19 protein-coding genes are annotated in these 17,374 nt (G+C 47.7%); 6 read left to right on the top strand and 13 right to left on the bottom strand.

Features of this window, described 5'->3' with window-relative positions:
* Positions 1-20: 20 nt before the first annotated feature.
* The 3 genes from H6G50_RS24475 to H6G50_RS17245 are packed head-to-tail and all read right to left on the bottom strand — an operon-like array spanning position 21 to position 2,089.
* Positions 21-683: an ACP phosphodiesterase gene (locus tag H6G50_RS24475; RefSeq protein WP_190718871.1), complete on the bottom strand. Its 663-nt coding sequence runs from the start codon at positions 681-683 to the stop codon at positions 21-23.
* Positions 680-1,480 carry a class I SAM-dependent methyltransferase gene (locus H6G50_RS17240; protein WP_190718874.1) on the bottom strand — a complete coding sequence of 267 codons (801 nt, stop codon included), beginning with the start codon at positions 1,478-1,480 and terminating at the stop codon, positions 680-682. Before H6G50_RS17240 ends, H6G50_RS24475 begins: the two co-directional genes overlap by 4 nt.
* A 6-nt stretch (positions 1,481-1,486) precedes the next feature.
* Positions 1,487-2,089: a Uma2 family endonuclease gene (locus H6G50_RS17245; RefSeq protein ID WP_190718877.1), complete on the bottom strand. Its 603-nt coding sequence runs from the start codon at positions 2,087-2,089 to the stop codon at positions 1,487-1,489.
* A gap of 392 nt (positions 2,090-2,481) precedes the next feature.
* Here H6G50_RS17245 and H6G50_RS17250 point away from each other — a divergent pair, with 392 nt between their 5' ends.
* A complete protein-coding gene (locus tag H6G50_RS17250) occupies positions 2,482-3,816 on the top strand; it encodes an ATP-binding protein (protein ID WP_242032869.1) in 1,335 nt (444 codons plus the stop codon).
* Positions 3,817-3,834: 18 nt separating this feature from the next.
* On the opposite strand, the gene H6G50_RS17255 is transcribed toward H6G50_RS17250, so the two are convergent.
* Positions 3,835-4,326: a DUF427 domain-containing protein gene (locus H6G50_RS17255; RefSeq protein ID WP_190718880.1), complete on the bottom strand. Its 492-nt coding sequence runs from the start codon at positions 4,324-4,326 to the stop codon at positions 3,835-3,837.
* 156 nt (positions 4,327-4,482) lie between these two features.
* Positions 4,483-4,950: a Coq4 family protein gene (locus H6G50_RS17260; protein ID WP_347239954.1), complete on the bottom strand. Its 468-nt coding sequence runs from the start codon at positions 4,948-4,950 to the stop codon at positions 4,483-4,485.
* 141 nt (positions 4,951-5,091) lie between these two features.
* Between H6G50_RS17260 and H6G50_RS24480 the strand changes: the two genes are divergently transcribed.
* Positions 5,092-5,223 carry a hypothetical protein gene (locus tag H6G50_RS24480; protein WP_277882703.1) on the top strand — a complete coding sequence of 44 codons (132 nt, stop codon included), beginning with the start codon at positions 5,092-5,094 and terminating at the stop codon, positions 5,221-5,223.
* A 65-nt stretch (positions 5,224-5,288) separates the two neighbouring features.
* Here the strand turns inward: H6G50_RS24480 and H6G50_RS17265 are convergent, their stop codons facing one another.
* Positions 5,289-5,843 (bottom strand): helix-turn-helix transcriptional regulator, encoded by a 555-nt coding sequence (locus H6G50_RS17265; RefSeq protein ID WP_190718886.1) that lies wholly within the window; start codon positions 5,841-5,843, stop codon positions 5,289-5,291.
* Between the two features lie 286 nt (positions 5,844-6,129).
* On the opposite strand from H6G50_RS17265, the gene H6G50_RS17270 reads away from it, so the two are divergent.
* Positions 6,130-7,254 (top strand): hypothetical protein, encoded by a 1,125-nt coding sequence (locus tag H6G50_RS17270; RefSeq protein WP_242032870.1) that lies wholly within the window; start codon positions 6,130-6,132, stop codon positions 7,252-7,254.
* A 329-nt stretch (positions 7,255-7,583) separates the two neighbouring features.
* Positions 7,584-7,760, top strand: a complete 177-nt coding sequence (locus tag H6G50_RS17275) for a replication restart DNA helicase PriA (protein WP_190718889.1) — start codon at positions 7,584-7,586, stop codon at positions 7,758-7,760.
* Between the two features lie 39 nt (positions 7,761-7,799).
* Here the strand turns inward: H6G50_RS17275 and H6G50_RS17280 are convergent, their stop codons facing one another.
* The 6 genes from H6G50_RS17280 to H6G50_RS17305 all read right to left on the bottom strand — a co-directional run bounded on the left by H6G50_RS17280 (position 7,800) and on the right by H6G50_RS17305 (position 12,352).
* On the bottom strand, positions 7,800-8,432 hold the full coding sequence (locus H6G50_RS17280; RefSeq protein WP_190718891.1) for a hypothetical protein: 633 nt from the start codon (positions 8,430-8,432) through the stop codon (positions 7,800-7,802).
* A gap of 116 nt (positions 8,433-8,548) precedes the next feature.
* Entirely contained in the window at positions 8,549-9,178 is a 630-nt protein-coding gene (locus H6G50_RS17285; protein WP_199303141.1) for a flavin prenyltransferase UbiX, read from the bottom strand.
* A gap of 197 nt (positions 9,179-9,375) precedes the next feature.
* Positions 9,376-9,918 (bottom strand): adenylyl-sulfate kinase, encoded by a 543-nt coding sequence (gene cysC, locus H6G50_RS17290; RefSeq protein WP_347239958.1) that lies wholly within the window; start codon positions 9,916-9,918, stop codon positions 9,376-9,378.
* Positions 9,919-9,970: 52 nt separating this feature from the next.
* On the bottom strand, positions 9,971-10,951 hold the full coding sequence (locus tag H6G50_RS17295) for an SDR family NAD(P)-dependent oxidoreductase (protein WP_190718897.1): 981 nt from the start codon (positions 10,949-10,951) through the stop codon (positions 9,971-9,973).
* 303 nt (positions 10,952-11,254) lie between these two features.
* Entirely contained in the window at positions 11,255-11,746 is a 492-nt protein-coding gene (locus H6G50_RS17300) for a pentapeptide repeat-containing protein (protein WP_190718900.1), read from the bottom strand.
* Between the two features lie 111 nt (positions 11,747-11,857).
* Complete coding sequence (locus H6G50_RS17305) at positions 11,858-12,352, bottom strand: pentapeptide repeat-containing protein (protein ID WP_190718903.1); 495 nt, start codon at positions 12,350-12,352, stop codon at positions 11,858-11,860.
* Between the two features lie 219 nt (positions 12,353-12,571).
* Between H6G50_RS17305 and purE the strand changes: the two genes are divergently transcribed.
* Positions 12,572-13,087 (top strand): 5-(carboxyamino)imidazole ribonucleotide mutase, encoded by a 516-nt coding sequence (purE, locus tag H6G50_RS17310; RefSeq protein ID WP_190718905.1) that lies wholly within the window; start codon positions 12,572-12,574, stop codon positions 13,085-13,087.
* 51 nt (positions 13,088-13,138) lie between these two features.
* On the opposite strand, the gene H6G50_RS17315 is transcribed toward purE, so the two are convergent.
* Positions 13,139-13,405, bottom strand: coding sequence for a hypothetical protein (locus H6G50_RS17315; RefSeq protein WP_190718908.1), 267 nt, complete (start codon positions 13,403-13,405; stop codon positions 13,139-13,141).
* 137 nt (positions 13,406-13,542) lie between these two features.
* Between H6G50_RS17315 and H6G50_RS17320 the strand changes: the two genes are divergently transcribed.
* Positions 13,543-17,349 (top strand): DUF4347 domain-containing protein, encoded by a 3,807-nt coding sequence (locus H6G50_RS17320; RefSeq protein ID WP_190718911.1) that lies wholly within the window; start codon positions 13,543-13,545, stop codon positions 17,347-17,349.
* Positions 17,350-17,374: the final 25 nt, after the last annotated feature.

Here is a 17,374-nt window from a genome sequence, read left to right on the forward strand (position 1 = left end):
ATACTTGAATTTCCCGATCGCTACTTTTTACGATGAAGAGACTGGAGATTGATGGATAACTCAAGGGCAGATTCAGAACTGGGCTGCTGAAAAGGCGACTTTTGAAGGATTTCGGCATAAGCGATCGCCTCCGGAAAAAATTGCAAAAATCCCGCTTCTAAAGCTTCGTAATGTTCGGCAAGTTCCTCAGATGCCGTTGCTAAAGGATTGGCTCGCTTTAAACGCCGAGAAATACGAGCGAGCGTTCGATTGACTCCGGCTAAAGTTTGGTAAGAGGCGAGCCAATTTTCAAGAACAACTTTGGGAGCGATCGCGCGTGCTTTCGGCGGTAAAATCGAGCGATTTGCTTGTAAATTATCGTAAAAATCATTGACAAAATCATCCAACTGTGAAGCTGCGAATAGTTGCCAATGTTTTGATAAAAAGTGGTCGTAAGCGATATCAATAATGATGCCAGAAAAGCGAAAATAGCGATCGCCTAATAAGCGCCGACTTTGAAGATAGAGTGGGTGGCGATCGGTAAAACAATCGATCTGGCGATGGGTTGCAATTCCCTTTAAAATTTCGGCACTATAGCAATTTTGATAGTCCTCCAACGGTCCTTTTACAAAATCGCCTAGAAAATTTCCCAATTGAGATTCGGGGGTATTTTCAGCAAGCCGAATATGAGCAAGGTAGTTCACGATGCCGATTTTTTTCCCCAGACTGCCATAATCGCATAATCTAACATCCAAACCGCCGGATCGTCGATAAGTTGAAGAAAATTAGCTACGTCCCGACTGCTACAAAAATCAGTATCGATCGCTCGTTGTCCGATGCTTTCTATTGCCATTTTCCAAATTTTAGCTCGCTGCGAGCCTCCCTGAAACAAAGCAGTATTGGTCGCCGTATCAAGGGCTTCAAAATTAAAAGAATTGAAAATTAGAGGCAATTTCCGTCCGAAATAAGGATCGACTCCTAGAGTTTCATAAAGTTTTCGGGTTGCCTCAAAAACTCGTGCGATACATTGCCCGTTTGGACTTTCTGTTTCAACGGGTAGGGCATGGGTAAAATCGGGTTCTTCAACTAAAAGCCATCCCCCCGGTTTGAGTGCCTGAAAAAGATTTTTAATGGCTGAATCGCGATCGCAAAGGTGCATTAAAACCGCACGAACGTGAACGAGATCGTAGCAATTCGGTTCTAATTCAGTCGTGACAATATCCAAACGACGAATTTCTAAGTTAGAGCGTTGAGTTGCCTCAATAAAACGAGGGTCTATATCTACAGCAACTACGCGCCCGGATTCGTCAACGCGATCGCAAAGGTAGTGCATAATCGAACCGGCACCAGCACCAACCTCTAAGCAATTCCATCCCTTCTCAATCCCGATTTGTTGAAGGTAAGAATGCGTGTCCGGATCGAAAATTAACTGAAGGGTTTCTAGACGCTCTTTCTCGGGAATCGCCTGGGTCTCCGAAAAAACGTATGATTTTTCAGTCATGAGCGGTTAAAATGAAAGCTTTTGAAAGAGTTCTGCCACCGGAAACGTAAATCCGGGAACAACTTCTTCGCCATCGAGACTATCGGTAGATTTTAGCAGGCGATCGGGTTCTTTGCCCGAACGATAGACGAGAATATAGTGTTGAGTCGGGCTAACCACCCAAACCAAGCGACTCCCATTCTCGAAATATTCAGCAACTTTAGCGTCAATTTCTTCGACGGTATTTCCAGGAGAGAGAACTTCAACGGCTAAATCGGGCGCGCCTTCGAGAAATCCAGAAGGGAGTTCGGTTAGTCCTTGCAAGCGTTCCTTAGAAAAAAAAGCAAGATCGGGAGAACGTTTATTACCATTTTTCATTTTAAAAGCAGTGCTGGAATCAAGGATTACTCCTAGTTTTTTTTGTACGACATAATTGAGCAGAGCGCCTAAAAGAAGGCTACAAGTATACCCGTGTAATGCTCCTGAATTACCCATATCAATTAGTTCTCCATTCACGATTTCGTAGCGATGTCCATCATTGAGCGCCATAAACTCTGCATCAGTCCAGACTTTTTTCTCAACGACTTCGGGTGCGATCGTTTCTGGGAGTTGGGGAGCGATGGCAGACATAAGATACTCCTTTGCCAAGGGCGGGCGGTTTCTAAAATTAAATTATAGCAACAGCTTCCTTTTTCAAGATCGGAAGTTTCTTGAGAATCGTTTGTAAAAAAGAAGGAGTGAATGCCTGTTTGCTTTTACTGCAATTCTAGCAAAGCCAGATTTTTCGATTTTTATTAAAAAAATGAATGCTCTTTTTCGAGATTAAATTCGGGTTAATGTCGGGTTAAGGTTATTCAATTTTAAGCTTAAAGCTCGCTAAAGAGGCTTGTCGATTTTAGGGTAACGCGGTATTATAAAATGAAACAAACTTCTAAATCAGGGCGCGAGCGGAAATTGAAACGAAAGCTATAGTCAATTATCATGAATAATTGAAAAACTCTAATTTGTTTATGCTCGAAGCAATGTCAGACGCTGGCGAAACTACCCCAAAGCTTTTTGCTCGTCTTGAAAAGCTGGAGATTGACTCGACTTTAGAAAGTTTGCTCCTATACGAAAGTCAGATTGATATTACCTGCCAGGGGAAAGAAGTTATCCACCGCTTCCAAAATGACTTATCGTTACCGGGAATTATTTTAGTCGATCGCGGGGGGGAATTCCAGGGGATGATTTCGCGGTGGCGTTTCTGGGAACACATGAGTCGCCCCTACAGCCTCGATCTTTTTTATAAACGCTCTCTCAATTCTCTCTACAGTTTTACCCAAACCCAAATCTTAATCTTAAAGGGCGATACAAGCATCGTCGAAGCAGCGCGCAAATCCCTCGAACGCCCGACGGAATTACTCTACGAACCGATTGTTGTGGAGGGGAAAAATGGGGGTTATTTACTGCTTGACATTCATCAACTTTTAATGGCGCAATCAAGAATTCATGAGTTAACCAGTCAATTGCTCGATGAAAAAACTTATGCGCACCGCATTCAAACCGAAAAAATGGCGAGTTTAGGGCGAGCAATGGCAGGAGTCGCTCACGAAATTCGCAACCCCGTTAATTCGATCGACGGCAATCTCGAATTTATCGATGAATACTCTAAGAATTTAATTGACTTACTGAAGTTATATCAAGCGGGAGTTACAATAAAATCCGCAACGATTGCCGATTTTGAGGAAGAAATCGAACTCGAATATCTCCTGGAAGATTTACCAAAGATTGTGGAAACGATGCAGGTGAGTGCAGAACGCTTAACGCATTTGGTAACGGGGTTACGCAATTTTGCTAGAGTCGATGATAAAAAACGCCAAGTCATCAATCTTACAAGCTGCATTGAAGGAACGCTGCTGATTCTTCACAATCAAATTAAAAATGCGATCGAGGTGATTCGAGATTACGAAGAGTTACCCGAAATTGAGTGTTATCCCGGACAATTGAGTCAAGTTTTTATGAATTTGCTGGCAAACGCGATCGATACTTTAATGGAACGTCAGGAAATCGAAAAAGATCCGCAATGGCAGCCACAAATCACAATTTCGACCCGGACGGTAGAAAGACCGGAAGACGATCGCGCGATCGCGATTATTATTGCCGACAATGGGATGGGAATTTCACCCCAAATTCAAGCGAAAATTTTTGAAGAATTTTTCACGACCAAACCGGTGGGCAAGGGAACGGGCTTAGGTTTAGCGATTAGCCATCGAGCGATCGCACAAAAGCACGGCGGACAGTTAAAATTGCGATCGGAAGTGGGCGTAGGAACGGCGTTTGAGATTACACTTCCCGTCAGCCGAGGCAACCTAGAGTAACCAACCTGCGATCGCGATTTACCAACTCAGAGTCCCCATTCCCCCCTTAAAAGGCCCAACAATATCGTTAGTAATCCAACCGCCGTAGAAATCTCCTTCCTGCGCTTGGACTCGTTCCCCATCGACATAACAAGCATCTAAAAGACTCGGATAAAAAGCAATACAATCCTTCAGGGCGGCAAAGCGTTCCGTCGGGCTAGGATAATTCCATCCTACATTAGGAATTTTCCGGTCTTCCGCCAGCAAAGTGTAATAACGAGCAACCCCCTTCCACTCGCAGAAAGTTTGTCGAGGAGAAAGCGTGAGATATTCCATTTTGATATCGGTCGCGGGAATATAGTAACCGGGCGGATGACTGGTTTCTAAAACTCGGTAAGTTTTGGTACTATCGGCAAGCGTTATGCCGTTAAAAATCACTTGAATGTGTTTTGTGGAAGGTTCGAGGCGCGGGGGGCGCGGGTAGTCCCACACAGACTCTTGACCGGGCTTAGGTTCGATCCGTTTAAACATCAGAAATTAATAACGATGAATGAAGAGTTATCAGAGGCATAACGCATTCAATCATAACTCTTCATCCGTGAGTTCGACGGAACCTGAAAACCTGCTTCTTTCATGGCAAGGCTCAAAATTCAGGTTTTCCATCGAACTCGCGTATAATACGTCCTGTTAAAAAGGAACAACACCGAGCTTATTGCGAACTTCGCCCAGCGGCGTTGTCCAGTCTTCTTCAATGTTCCATTCAACCAAACGATCGCTCAATCGACTGTAATGAATTGCCTTCAGGATATCGCCCAAACTGCATCGTCTAGTTAAAAGTCCGAGCAGTACGAGAACAGCGCAGGAAGGACGAAATAATTGCGCGCGGGTGAATGCTTGGAGGATAAGTTCGTCTTCAGCAGAGGGAGATAATCCCGTTAAAACGTGCCAAACATCGTGGCTGCGCTGAATCCAATCCCCGGAGTTGAGCGGTTCAAAGCCATGTTCGTCAAGAAAGCGGGCAACTTCGCGTCCTAGGGTTCCCTGGGGTAAATGACGCAACTGGTTTAAATCGAGTTCTAAAGGTTGTTCGGGCTTGATTTGGGGGTTAATTGTTTGGGCAAGTTGTAAGATAAATTTCAGACCTTGAGTAGCCACAGATCGATCCTCCTCGGGTAGATAAAGTAGAGATGCTCCCCGATGAGAAGGATTCAAGAGTTTACGAGAGCGAACGCGAGATAATTGCGCTTGCATACTGTAAAACCACAACAGTGAAGATTGAAATTCAGGAAAAAATTTGTGAAGTTTAGGGAGAATATTTTAAGTTTTCCGATTCGGTATCTTGCCTGTCGCGCTCCCGCAGAGGTTCCGCGTAGCGGCGCGCCAAAACCCGTTCGCTCGCCGCAAGTACCGGAACGCCGTCTCGATTGACCTCACGTAAAGTGTCGGTTTTTGTAACAAACGAGATGCTCCCACTTCCTTAGAAAAATGGCGATTTAGTCCTCAGAATCATGATTTTTCTTTCCGAAGAAGGCTTTTTGCTTAACTCTGATATTTTTCAGATGTTTTTTGACCGTATTTTCTGAAATATACAGTTTTGCACCGATTTCTTTATAGGAGTAGTGGGCGCATCGCAGCGACCAGACTTCAGTTTCTCGTGGCGTGAGACCGTACTTTTCGCTGTCGTCAATTTCAGGCTTTTGTAGGGGGTGGCAGCTATCCTCGAGGGTGATGGAAACATAGGCGGGTTCGTTGGCTTCCCACTGTACCCACCGTCCGCGCAGGCGCAATGTATTGGAGGGCGAAGCGTTTACTTCAGACTCGATGGCTAAAATGCGATCGCCCCAAAGCTGATGTCCTTCGATTAAAGCGTGACAGATCTGTAAAATCGCTTGGGGAATGCCGTAGGGATGAGCGGGATTAGGGGGGAGTTGCTGGCACAACGTCCGAGCTTTTTTGTTAGCATGGATGAGTTCGCCGCGATCGCTGAAAATGGCGATACCATCAACGAGACCTTCGAGGATGGCTTGGAGAAAGATCGGTCGATCCATTGGGATAGAGATGGGTACGCTGACAAACACAGATTGAGTCTCCTTGAATTGCTGCTTCTTAGATACCGCGTCCCGATCGCTTCGCCAGAGTTGCTAAGGCGCGATCCGTTTTGCGGATTCTGTCGGGCGGGTGCTTTTGTGAATTTCTGATGAATCCATTCTCTGGAAACAGATTAGGTAACTGCAAGGAGGGGAGGTTAGTCAGAGGTGGCAACCCGTTCTTCTGCGAACCCCCCTGAAGTAAGGTGAAGTTTTTTAAAAAGAGCGGGGTGCAAGCGCGCTTAAAATGAAAGGTATCGAGCCGCCTATCCTTTCTCAACTCATGACCGCTCCCAACCTCCAGCGCCCCTCCGATTCCGAAATAGCGCCCGAATTCATCGATCTCTGGTTTGCGCCCGAGCGTCAGTCAGAGCAAGTTGCACTCTTAATGAACCCCGCACGCCGTCCCGTCGGCTTAACCCGCTGTCGCGCTGAATATTTCGTGCGTCTGTGGATTTATCTCTTTCTCAAGCAGCACCAAGCCGTCGAACCCGCTCTCCAACGCCCTTTACCCGAACTGAAACTGCCGGAAGGCTGGATTTCTTGTACCCATCGCGAAGCAGCGGCGGTTTTCTATGCGGGGAAGGAACGGGGTAGCGAACGTTCGGCGGGAATGATTCTCGATAAGTTAGTCGCGCTGGGGTTAATTAATAAAGAATTTGACGGCAACACGATTTCTTTGCAAGTCAACCCCTTACCCCAACTCGCCGCTTCCCCAGCAGTGCAAAGCGCCTTAACGTTTCAAGTCGATGACTTCGATGCTCGAAGCGATGCTATTCTCGTTGCTAATTTTTTGGCCCGAAACTATAACTGGATGAATAACAACACGGCAGCAGTTCCCCATCGCATTGCTCGCCGTCTGCGTCAGTGGGCGCGCCAATATCCTCGGGGAATGCGGGTGTTGCGGCGTTGCGATAATTCTAATCCCGTTGGTTTCTATGTCTTTTATCCTACGTCAGTGGAATCGGAGCAGAACTTTTTTCTACCGCCCCGCATCAGCCTGCATTTGAGTTCGACGGAAGAAGAAGATCCGATTGCTGTCGCGCCCATCGGCGATCTCGATTGTACTGCCATTTTTATCCGCAGTTGGTCGATAGACAGTCCTTATATGAAGTATCCTCAAGCGTGTCAATTAGCCGAAGATTGCCAACAAACCGTCCGTCGAATGCAGGAAGATTTTCCGAACTTGTGCGATATTTTTGGTCTGACAATTCATCCGATTTTGGAGCAATTGGCGGCGGCGATGGGCTTCCAAAAGACGCATAAAGATATCGTTGTTGGGATTTCTTGGATGTATCAGTCGATCGATCGCTTAATCGCATTGGACGTTCAGAAAGCCTTATCAAGTGTTGAATTCTTACAGAGTAAGTAAGAAGCTAGTGCCGCCGAACTTTGGCGCGAAGGATGTCAATTAAAATTAAGCTGACATTAAAAAATGTTAAAGGCGATTTTTTGGAGGAGTGCTGCAAAGTTTCCTTAAATAGCGCCGATTTCAGCAAAAAAAAGCACAGAAGAAACGATCGAGACTGGCTTGGGATCGCTGCTAATATAGTCAATATTGATTTGCTTTCTAAGTTTATATTGAGATAAAGGTAAAGCTCTATTCAGTAGAAATACGGGAAGCTGTATCGGTGGAATTCCGGATAGTTTTGTCTTTAGTGTAACTTTTTTATTTATTTTTTTGAAAAGGGGATAATAGTAATGAAAACAATTGTTAAAGTTTGCTGTCCGAATTGTGGAAGTCGTGCAGAACGGCATTACATTAAGCCGAGTTCTATCGTACAGACGCAATGCTCGACTTGCGATTATCTGATGGTTAGTTGCGCGCGAACCGGAAGAGTTGTCGAAGCGTATGCTCCCGGTATTGCGATGCGGTGATACTAATTCTAGATAATGTTGCGATCGCCCCTCTTAATTTTAAGCATCGCGATCGCGGAATTGTTGTCGATACTCCGACTCAAATTCATCATCATCAAAACCCCAATCTTCATCGCTGACAGAGTTTGCAGGTTTTTCGGAAATGGGAGGATCGATAACCCGATAATTGGCATCGAAGACTGTATTATCCGTCGGTACCGATTCGCGACGCTCTCGCGGTGGATTGGGTGGGGTGACGGGCGGTTTGGGGCGCATTTCTTTGCGGGGACTGGGCTTAGCGCGCGCTACGGGTTCGTCCCAGCTTTCATTACGCGGGGTTGAGGGGGCATCCCAATCTGAGTTAGGAGATTGAGGCGGACGTACAGAGTCTCGAACTCGTTCGGGGGGACGTTGGGGAATCGGTTCTCGCGCATCCGGCGGTAAATCCCCTTCTCGACGCGGCGATTTTGAAGGGGGAGGAGGATCGGCGCGCAGGGCAAATTTTGGGCGATAGTTGAGTAATTGTAAGATTGTACTGGTGAGAATGCCCGCCGCGATCGCGCCCGCCATCCACACTGCAACCGGCAGTGCGGGTAGTGCGTAACCAAACAGCATTAACGCCTGAAACTGTCCGTTCTGGAGAACTAGCAGAACTACGCCTCCTACTAGAACCAGTAAAATAAAAAGTCTCATCGGAATTAAAAATTAAAAGTTAAAAATTAAAAAATTGGAACTCAGTGAGTTTTTGCATTCTCCCAATCCATCATTTATAATTTATCCCCCATTCATAACTCATAATTCATAATTCATCACTCATTCTTCCAACGGGACAGAGGAACGCAATCAATCTCGAACGAATCCAAAGCGCGCGCTACTACAAAATCTACCAAATCTTCAATCGTTTGGGGGTTATGATACCAAGCTGGAATCGCTGGAACGATTCTCACGCCGACCTCTGCTAGGGCTGTTAAGTTGCGTAAATGAATGAGACTGAAAGGTGTTTCGCGCGGGACTAACACTAATTTTTTGCCTTCCTTAATTTGAACGTCGGCAGCGCGTTCTAATAAGTCGGAACTCAAACCGGCGGCAATTTTCGCAACCGTACTCATGCTGCACGGCATTACTAACATTCCCAAGGTACGAAACGAACCGCTGGCAATATTCGCCCCGACATCATCGTAGCGGTGGCAGCGCAACTTGCCGCCCGTTGCTACTCCTGCCCGCTCGCGCCAGAACTGTTCCTGTTCGTCGGGATCGGGGGGCATTCGCGTTTGGGATTCTTCTTGCCAAACGCGATAACTCGCCCTCGAAGCGACTAATTCGACTTGGTAGTCTGCCTCGAGTAAATATTTAACGGCGCGCACGGCGTAAATTAAGCCGCTCGCACCACTGACACCAAGCACTAATGGTTTCATTAATTTGGCGATCGCAGATCGCATTTCACAAACACAATCGTATCGATAAAAGAAGTCCTGAAACCTCCTAGAGAGCCGGTCAACGACTCGCTCTTGACAAAATGGACGTGGTGGGAATTGCTAGCTGCGGGGGCGAAAATCTAATTCGCCCCTATTTTTTGGCTTTCAGTTAAAGAGAGGGAATACTCCCCCTACACCTGTTAACAGTTCGCTGTTAACGATTAACTGCTCAGATAGCCCAGTTCTTTCAACTTATCGAACACTTTAGCGACGCTTTCCTCTAATTCTTCCTTATCGGTGCGGCATTCGATTTCGGGGTTGAGGGGGGGTTCGTAGGGATCGTCAATGCCGGTAAATCCTTTGATTTCGCCCGCTCTGGCTCGTTTGTAAAGCCCTTTTACATCTCGCGACTCGCAAACTTCTAGGGGAGCATTGACAAAGACTTCTACAAAATCGCCGATGCGCCCGCGCACTTCATCGCGAATTTCCCGATAAGGAGAAATTGCCGAGACGATAACGATAACATCATTGCGGGTTAATAGATGGGCGACAAAGCCGATGCGTCGGATATTTTCATCGCGATCTTCTTTGCTAAATCCTAGCCCTTTTGTCAGGTTTTGACGCACGATATCGCCGTCTAATACCTCGAATTTATAACCTTGCGATCGCAGCTTCTCGGAAACCGCTTCGCTAATCGTCGTTTTTCCTGCCCCGCTCAATCCTGTAAACCAGAGCGTAACGCCACGTTGCTCCATGAACTGTATCCTCGAACGAACAAACTAAAATGGGGGCAAACGGTTTACCTGCCCTTCACCATTAAACGCCATAATAGGATCGATACCAAGCTACAAATCGTTCGATTCCGGTTTCAATAGGCGTGTCCGGGCGAAATCCCACATCTGCCATCAACTCGTCAACATCGGCGTAGGTAATGGGAACGTCCCCGGGCTGCATGGGTAGCATCTTTTTAACTGCCGTTTTCCCCAAGCATTTTTCTAACGTTGCGATCGCGTGCAACAATTCCACCGGTTGATTGTTGCCGATATTATAAACTTTATAGCGCGCGCCGCTATTGCCTTGCGGTTCCGGGACTTTATCCATCACTCGTATCACGCCTTCGACGACATCATCGACGTAGGTGAAATCGCGCTGCATCTGCCCTTCATTAAACACCTCAATCGGGCGATCTTCCAAAATCGCTTTAGTGAACATAAACATGGCCATATCGGGACGACCCCACGGCCCGTAAACTGTAAAAAAGCGCAAACCCGTGGTCGGAATTTGGTACAAATGACTGTAACAGTGCGCCATTAATTCGTTGGCTTTTTTCGAGGCGGCGTACAAACTAATGGGCGAATCGACATTATCTTCCACTGAGAACGGAACTTTTTTGTTAACCCCGTACACCGAACTCGAGGAGGCGAAAACAAGATGCTTGACGGATTGATGGCGACATCCTTCCAAAAGGTTGACAAATCCCACTAAATTGCTATCGACATAAGCATGGGGATTGGTGAGGGAATAGCGCACGCCCGCTTGTGCTGCGAGGTTAACGACAACATCAAAAGGTTGCTCGGCAAACAGTTGCGCCATCCCTTCGCGATCGACTAAATCGAGTTCGCAAAAGCGAAAACCATCTTGGGCAGTGAGTTGATTTAGGCGAGCTTTTTTTAAGGAAACATCGTAATAAGAATTGAGGTTATCGAGACCGATTACTGTATCTCCTCGTTCGAGCAATCGCTGACTGAGGTGAAATCCAATGAATCCTGCCGCACCAGTAACTAAAGCTGTAACCACGCTATATTTCTCAGCAATAATCTTATGATTTCTGTTCTACTGTAGCTTCTGAGTGAGACAACCGACAAGGTGGTCAATTAAAAATTAAAAATTAATCATTAAAAATTCTTTGCTAGGGCGAGATCGGGCTGTTTCAAAGCCGGATACTCTCATTCTCTACGATCCGTATTTCTGGGAAAATTGCTCGACGCGCCCTCGGCAGACTCAAGTGCAATCGCCTTGTCAAGCACTGACTCCATTCCGAAGCCGTCATGAGAGTAGAGTGAGAACTTCATCCTCAACGACAGTACGATTTCAGAGTCTCTAAGGACAAAGTAAGGAATCGCGCGTTGCTACACCAGTTTTTGAGTTAACTCCGGAAGCAATAGCGCACAATTCTTCAATTTGTTTTCCGTCTAAAATTGCATCGGTGAAGTCTGCGCCGGTAATATTAACCTCGTGAAAGGTAGAAACGAGTAACAGCGTTTCATTAAAAATTGCATCGCTCAAATCAGCGCCGGTAAAGTCTACCCAATCTGCCATGCCATAGCTTAAATCGGCTCCGTGCAAGTTCGCACCTTTGAGCGAAGAAGTGCTGAAAATCGTACCGCGAACGTCGGCATTGCTAAAGTTTGTTTGCTGCAAATTCGCGTTAGAAAATTCTGCCGATCGCAACGTTTGTCCGGAGAAGTCGCGCCCGGGCAGTTCGGCGTTGCTGTAGGAGAGGGGCGGTGGGTAATATTTTGTCGCTTGGGCGAAGGCGGGGGCGGGAAAAAGAAATAGCGCGATCGCGAGGACAATTCCAATAAGTTTCATTAACCAAACGGGGGAGATTGTGACACTTTCTGGAACCGGAGGCAGATTTGACGAAAATTCACCGAGGGCTACGGTTTAATTTTCGCTCAACCTGCCCCTAAAAACATTGCCTCAATCGCATTCTAAAGAATAGCGCGTTGCAACTCCCGTAATCGAGTTCGTTCCCGAAGCGCGATCGCATAATTTCTTGCGCTGTACGTTATCGAGAACTGCATAGCTAAAATCCGTGCCGGTAATATCGGCATCGTCAAACGTCGATCGCAGTAACATCGATTCCACAAACACAGCATCGCGCAGATCCGCACCTTTAAAGTCCGATAAATAAGCGATTCCTTCAGTGAAGTCCGCACCGCGCCAGTTGCTATTTTTCAGCAGAACGCCGTTGAAAACCGCGCCTTGCATCTGCGCTTTGCTAAAATCTGCCTCTTCAAGCTTAGTTTGGGCAAATTCTGCCCCTTGTATGTTTTGTCCGGCAAAATCCTTACTGACAACTTTTACGTCGTCGTAGGCGCGGATTGCTGCCGAACTCCCTGCTAGTGCCGGATTCGGCAAGATCGAGAGAACTAGCACTAACACGCTAGCGATCGCTCCTAACCACTTTTTCATGAGATGAATCGAATCATTGCTAAACTCAAAGCCATAGTCGATTTTAGGTTAAAATCTCCAACTACGACCGATTTTTTAATTTCTGAGATAAGTAGGAGCGTGTAAAAAAAGTGCGATCGGATTCGTAGGGGCGGGTTTAGCTAAAACCTTTGCTATGAAGTGAATTCAGCCGTCAAAACCCGCCCTCTTCAAGTTAAGGTTATTTTCGTCAACCTACTTATGAGTCAATCTCCTTTAGTTGGAATTATTATGGGTAGCGATTCCGATCTGCCGACGATGCAGGGCGCGATCGCGGTTTGCGAGGAATTTGAAGTCAGTTTTGAAGTTGCGATCGTTTCAGCCCATCGCACCCCAGAACGGATGGTAGACTATGCCAAAACAGCGCGCGATCGCGGCATTAAAGTGATTATCGCCGGAGCGGGTGGCGCGGCGCATCTCCCCGGTATGGTGGCATCTCTCACGCCACTTCCCGTCATTGGCGTTCCTGTCGCGACTCGCAATCTGGGGGGCGTTGATTCGCTTTATTCCATCGTGCAAATGCCCGCCGGGATTCCTGTTGCTACCGTTGCGATTGGAAATGCAAAGAATGCGGGTTTACTGGCGATCCAAATTTTAGGAACCAGCGATCCTCAATTGTGCGATCGCGTTCGACAATACCGCCAAAGTTTGCAAGAAATGGTCTTAGAAAAACAAGCTAAACTCGATGAAGTTGGATATAAAAATTATGAATTATGAATTATGAGTTATGAATGGGGGAATTACGAATTACGAATTACGAATTACGAACTATAACTTCGTACAAGTTTTTCCTTCCGCAGTTTTTTTTGCATAGAAAAGATCGGCAGAAGCAACGTCCCCAAAACCGGCACGCTCCCAACTGGTTTCCGCTTCGCTACAAGTTACTTTGTAGGGTGAAAGGGATATCGCCAACGTTACAATGCCAAAAAGAATACCCCAACCCGCAGCCACGCAGCAGCATTTCACGATTAACTCTTGGCGACGAGATGGCTGATTCAATTGCAGGAACGATTTGTAGGGATTCGGCTCACTCATAGCAGCCTTGAGAGGGGGGTACGCAATACTACAATTTTAACCCCGATAAAAAACTTTTTTTCGATTGTCCGGGTTTAATTTCCGTAGCGAGTATAAGTGGCTAGGTGACGCATTATACTCTAATCCCCCATAAGCGTATGGACGCGATCGAACCAACCTACCCCCTTGCTGAATCGGGACGCGACGAGCTAAACCCCCTCGGAGCGGTGGGTATGGAAAACCCCTTCAATTCCTCCGGTTCCCGCTTTTCTTCGGCTTCCGGCGATGTGTATTGGTCGCAAGCGGAACGACAATCGAACGGTAGCGCGCACAGTCGGCTAGAATCGAGTTCGAGCAAGCATTCCCTGGTTGCGATCGACAGTCGGATCGAAGATTTAGACGCGCTATTGGCAGGGCTAGCGCCGGATGTGGAAGTGACGCTATTAGATGCAAAACGCGATGGCATCGCTCAAATTAGTGAGGTTTTAGCCGGACGCAATGATATTTCTAGCCTGCACCTCATTTCTCACGGCAGCGCGGGCAGCTTGCAACTCGGTTCGACAACTTTAGATACCGCAGCACTAGCAGCGCATCAAACGCAAATTCAAGCTTGGGGACAAGCGCTAACCGATGAAGCTGATATTCTCCTCTACGGCTGTAATGTTGCTTCTAATACACAAGGCGTTGATTTTATCAAGCAAATTTCGGCGTTAACCGGCGCGGATGTTGCCGCATCGAACGATTTAACGGGCAACCGCGCGCTGGGCGGCGATTGGAATCTGGAAGTTTTCACCGGCAGCATTGAAACGGATGTCGTGCTGCAACGGTGGGCGCAGGAGGCTTACGGCGCGGTTTTTGGTACGGTGACGGATTTGCCTGCGACGGCGGCGAGTTATTTCGGTACGGCGGGCGAGGATACGGGCAATGCGGTGGAAATTGCGCCGGATAACACGATTTTGATTGGCGGGACGGTCGGCGGTCAAGGTACGGTGTTACGCTTGGATGCGACGGGACAAACCGTTCTCGGTCAATATTCGGTGGGAACGAATATTCAGGATTTGGATGTTAACCGCAGCAATGGCAATATTACCGTTGTGGGGGATAGCGGCGTAACGACGTTGAAGAGCGATGGTAGCGTGCTTTGGAGTCAGACGTTGAGTTTGGCGACGAGTACGCGCCGGGTGGCAGTGGCGCAAGATGGCACGGTGGCGGCGTTGGAGTCAGATAATAACGGCAGCCATCGGGTGACGGTGTGGAATGCGGCAGGAACGCAAACGGGTAGTTTTGCGATCGCGGATGGTAAGAGTATTGATGATATCGCGATCGACAGCAACACCGGCTCGGTTTTTGTTGCCGGTTTTCGGCAGGTTGCATCGACTCTCCAACTTCCCCTCTTTCGCAGCTACAGCTATGCAGGCGGCTTGAAATGGAGCAATTATGATTTTTCTGCCTCGCAAGCCCAATCCAGCGGCGATGGGGCGGATTCGCGAGGATTGCGGGTGGCGATGGGGCGCGACGGAATGCTGTACTATGCGGGCAGTTTGGACGGCGGTAACACCGTCTATCGCAGGGATGCCAGAGATCTGACCAAAAATGCCACCTACAACGTCAATATCGACAGTTACACCAGCACCTCGAATCTCGGAAGCGGTCAGTTTGGCTACTTTGCGCGGGTGAATCCGGGGACGGGAGAGGTGTTGAAGGGGCAGTACGTCGTCAATCGCCTTTCGAGTGGTAAGGGAAATTCTTTCGGGATTAATGCCATTACTGCTTCGGAAAGCGGACAGGTGTTTATCGGCGGTAGTTCGATGGCTTCTGCACCGAATCGGACGGAGTTAAAGGTTAATGGTAGCGCGATCGGCGGCTATACGGCGAGTGAGGGGGCGGTCATTGCGATTAGTGCCGATTTTACCAGCCGCGAGTTGGTGGCGGTGTGGACGGGGACGGGAACTAAAGCGCCTTCGGGGGTGAAGGGGGTGGCGGCGGCGAACGGGATTCGCGCGATCGCGTCGGCGGCTTCTGGGAGTATGATGACGGTCAATCCCCTACAAGCCTCTTCTGCGGGCGGTAACGACCTCTACTTCTCGGTTTGGGGAAATAGTACCTTACCGTCTGTTTCGATTGCCGACATCCAGATGCAGGAAGGAAACGACGGTACGCCCTATGCGGAATTAACAGTTACGCTGTCCCAGAAACCGACAGCGAATGTTACGCTCGATTTTGCGACAGTGGCGGGAACGGCGGCGGAGGGGAGTGATTATATCGCGCAGGCGGGAACGCTGACGTTTGTACCCGATGGCGCGCTGGTGCAAAAGATTCAAATTGCGATCGCGCCGGATACTGATTTTGAAGCCAACGAGACTTTTACGGTTAAACTCAGTAACATCAGTGCAAATGCAACGGTGGCGAAAGATTTCGGTACGGTAACGCTCCTCAACGACGACTCGAATGCACCAACTGCGATCGCGATTTCGGGCGATAGCGTTGCGGAAAATAGCGCGAATAATACGATTATCGGCACGTTTTCTACGGCGGATCTGGATGCGGGCGATACGCAAACCTATACGTTGCTCGACGATGCAGGCGGACGTTTTAAAATTGATGGCGATCGCTTGTTAGTTGCTGACGGTACGAAGTTGGACTTTGAAAGCAACGGTACTCATGCGATTACCGTTCGCAGTACCGATGCGGCAGGATTATTTCTCGATCGCACCTTGACGATTAACCTTCAGGATCTCAACGAAGTCCCAACGACAACCGGATTCGACAACCTGATAATTCCCGATCCAAACGTTACGCCCAGTAGTACCCTTGATATAGCGAAAGCGTTCGGCGATCTCGACGCGGGCGACACCCTCACTTACTCGATCGCGGATAATACTAACCCCGAGCTTTTCAGTACGCCGCCGAGTTTGGATGCGAAAACGGGTCAATTAATCCTGAACTACCAGCCCACAGCGTTAGGTAAAACCAGTTTAACCTTGCGCGCAACGGATGCGAAGGGATTGTTCGTGGAAAGCGCGATCGCGATCGAAGTAGGAACGCCCGTACCTCCTACACTGCCCGATCCCACCGCAGAACCGAAACCCGAAACGCTACCCGTTCCGCCGCCGTCCTCAAATTCCACTCCTAATGCAGCAAATCCTTCTGCGATCGCAACTTTAACTCCCGAACCATCACCGAATAATATTCCTGCTGAAACTCAAATATCCGCCACACCAGTGCCTCTAGAAATACCTGCGGATATTGCCTTCAACAACGTTGAATCTCCGCAAAACGCCTCCAATGTTGAGGTTGTAAATTCCCTAAATTCTAGTGTAACTTCGCCAGATTTAGTAGTTAACTTTACAGCACAAAGTTCGGAAAATCTGCTACAAAAAACTAGACTCGATTCCGCAAGCTTGAGTCAAACACCAATTGCTATTCAGAACTTAGGAAAAGAACAACTCTACGAGTTTTTAAATTATGCTTCACAATCGAGTTATCCAGCTTCATTAGAAATATTGAATCGTAACAGCCCCACGATTGGGAGTGCAATTTCTTCAGACTTATCGCCCCCATCCAGTCCTCCCAATCCTTACCCAAGCTCCCTGTCAGGGAGTCCCTCGACTTTACCCTTACAACTCAATTTTAACGATCTTTTTTCTCAGATTGGCGCTCAATTTAATCAGCCAAAATCGAGAGCGGAAGAACTCGAATTTTGGGCAGCAGCCACCGTATTGATTTCGCTTTTCTTAGGGAACTATAATTTTAATTCAAGAGTCTATGGTCGTAGTGTAGTAAAATCAAAACTCGCTCCGGTAAAACTCCTGAAAAAATCCCGCCTTCCGAGCGATTTAAACGACACGAGCGATGAGACAGACAGCCGAGATTCCGATGACTTATTGGAATCGCACGATAACGACCCTTTTGGATTAGCTTCTCCAGGAAAGCTTTTGTTTCAACAAACTTCCTGGTCGCTTTAAAGAATTTCAGTTATCCTTCGATAAA

It is taken from the genome of Oscillatoria sp. FACHB-1406, assembly GCF_014698145.1.
Taxonomy (GTDB): domain Bacteria; phylum Cyanobacteriota; class Cyanobacteriia; order Cyanobacteriales; family Spirulinaceae; genus FACHB-1406.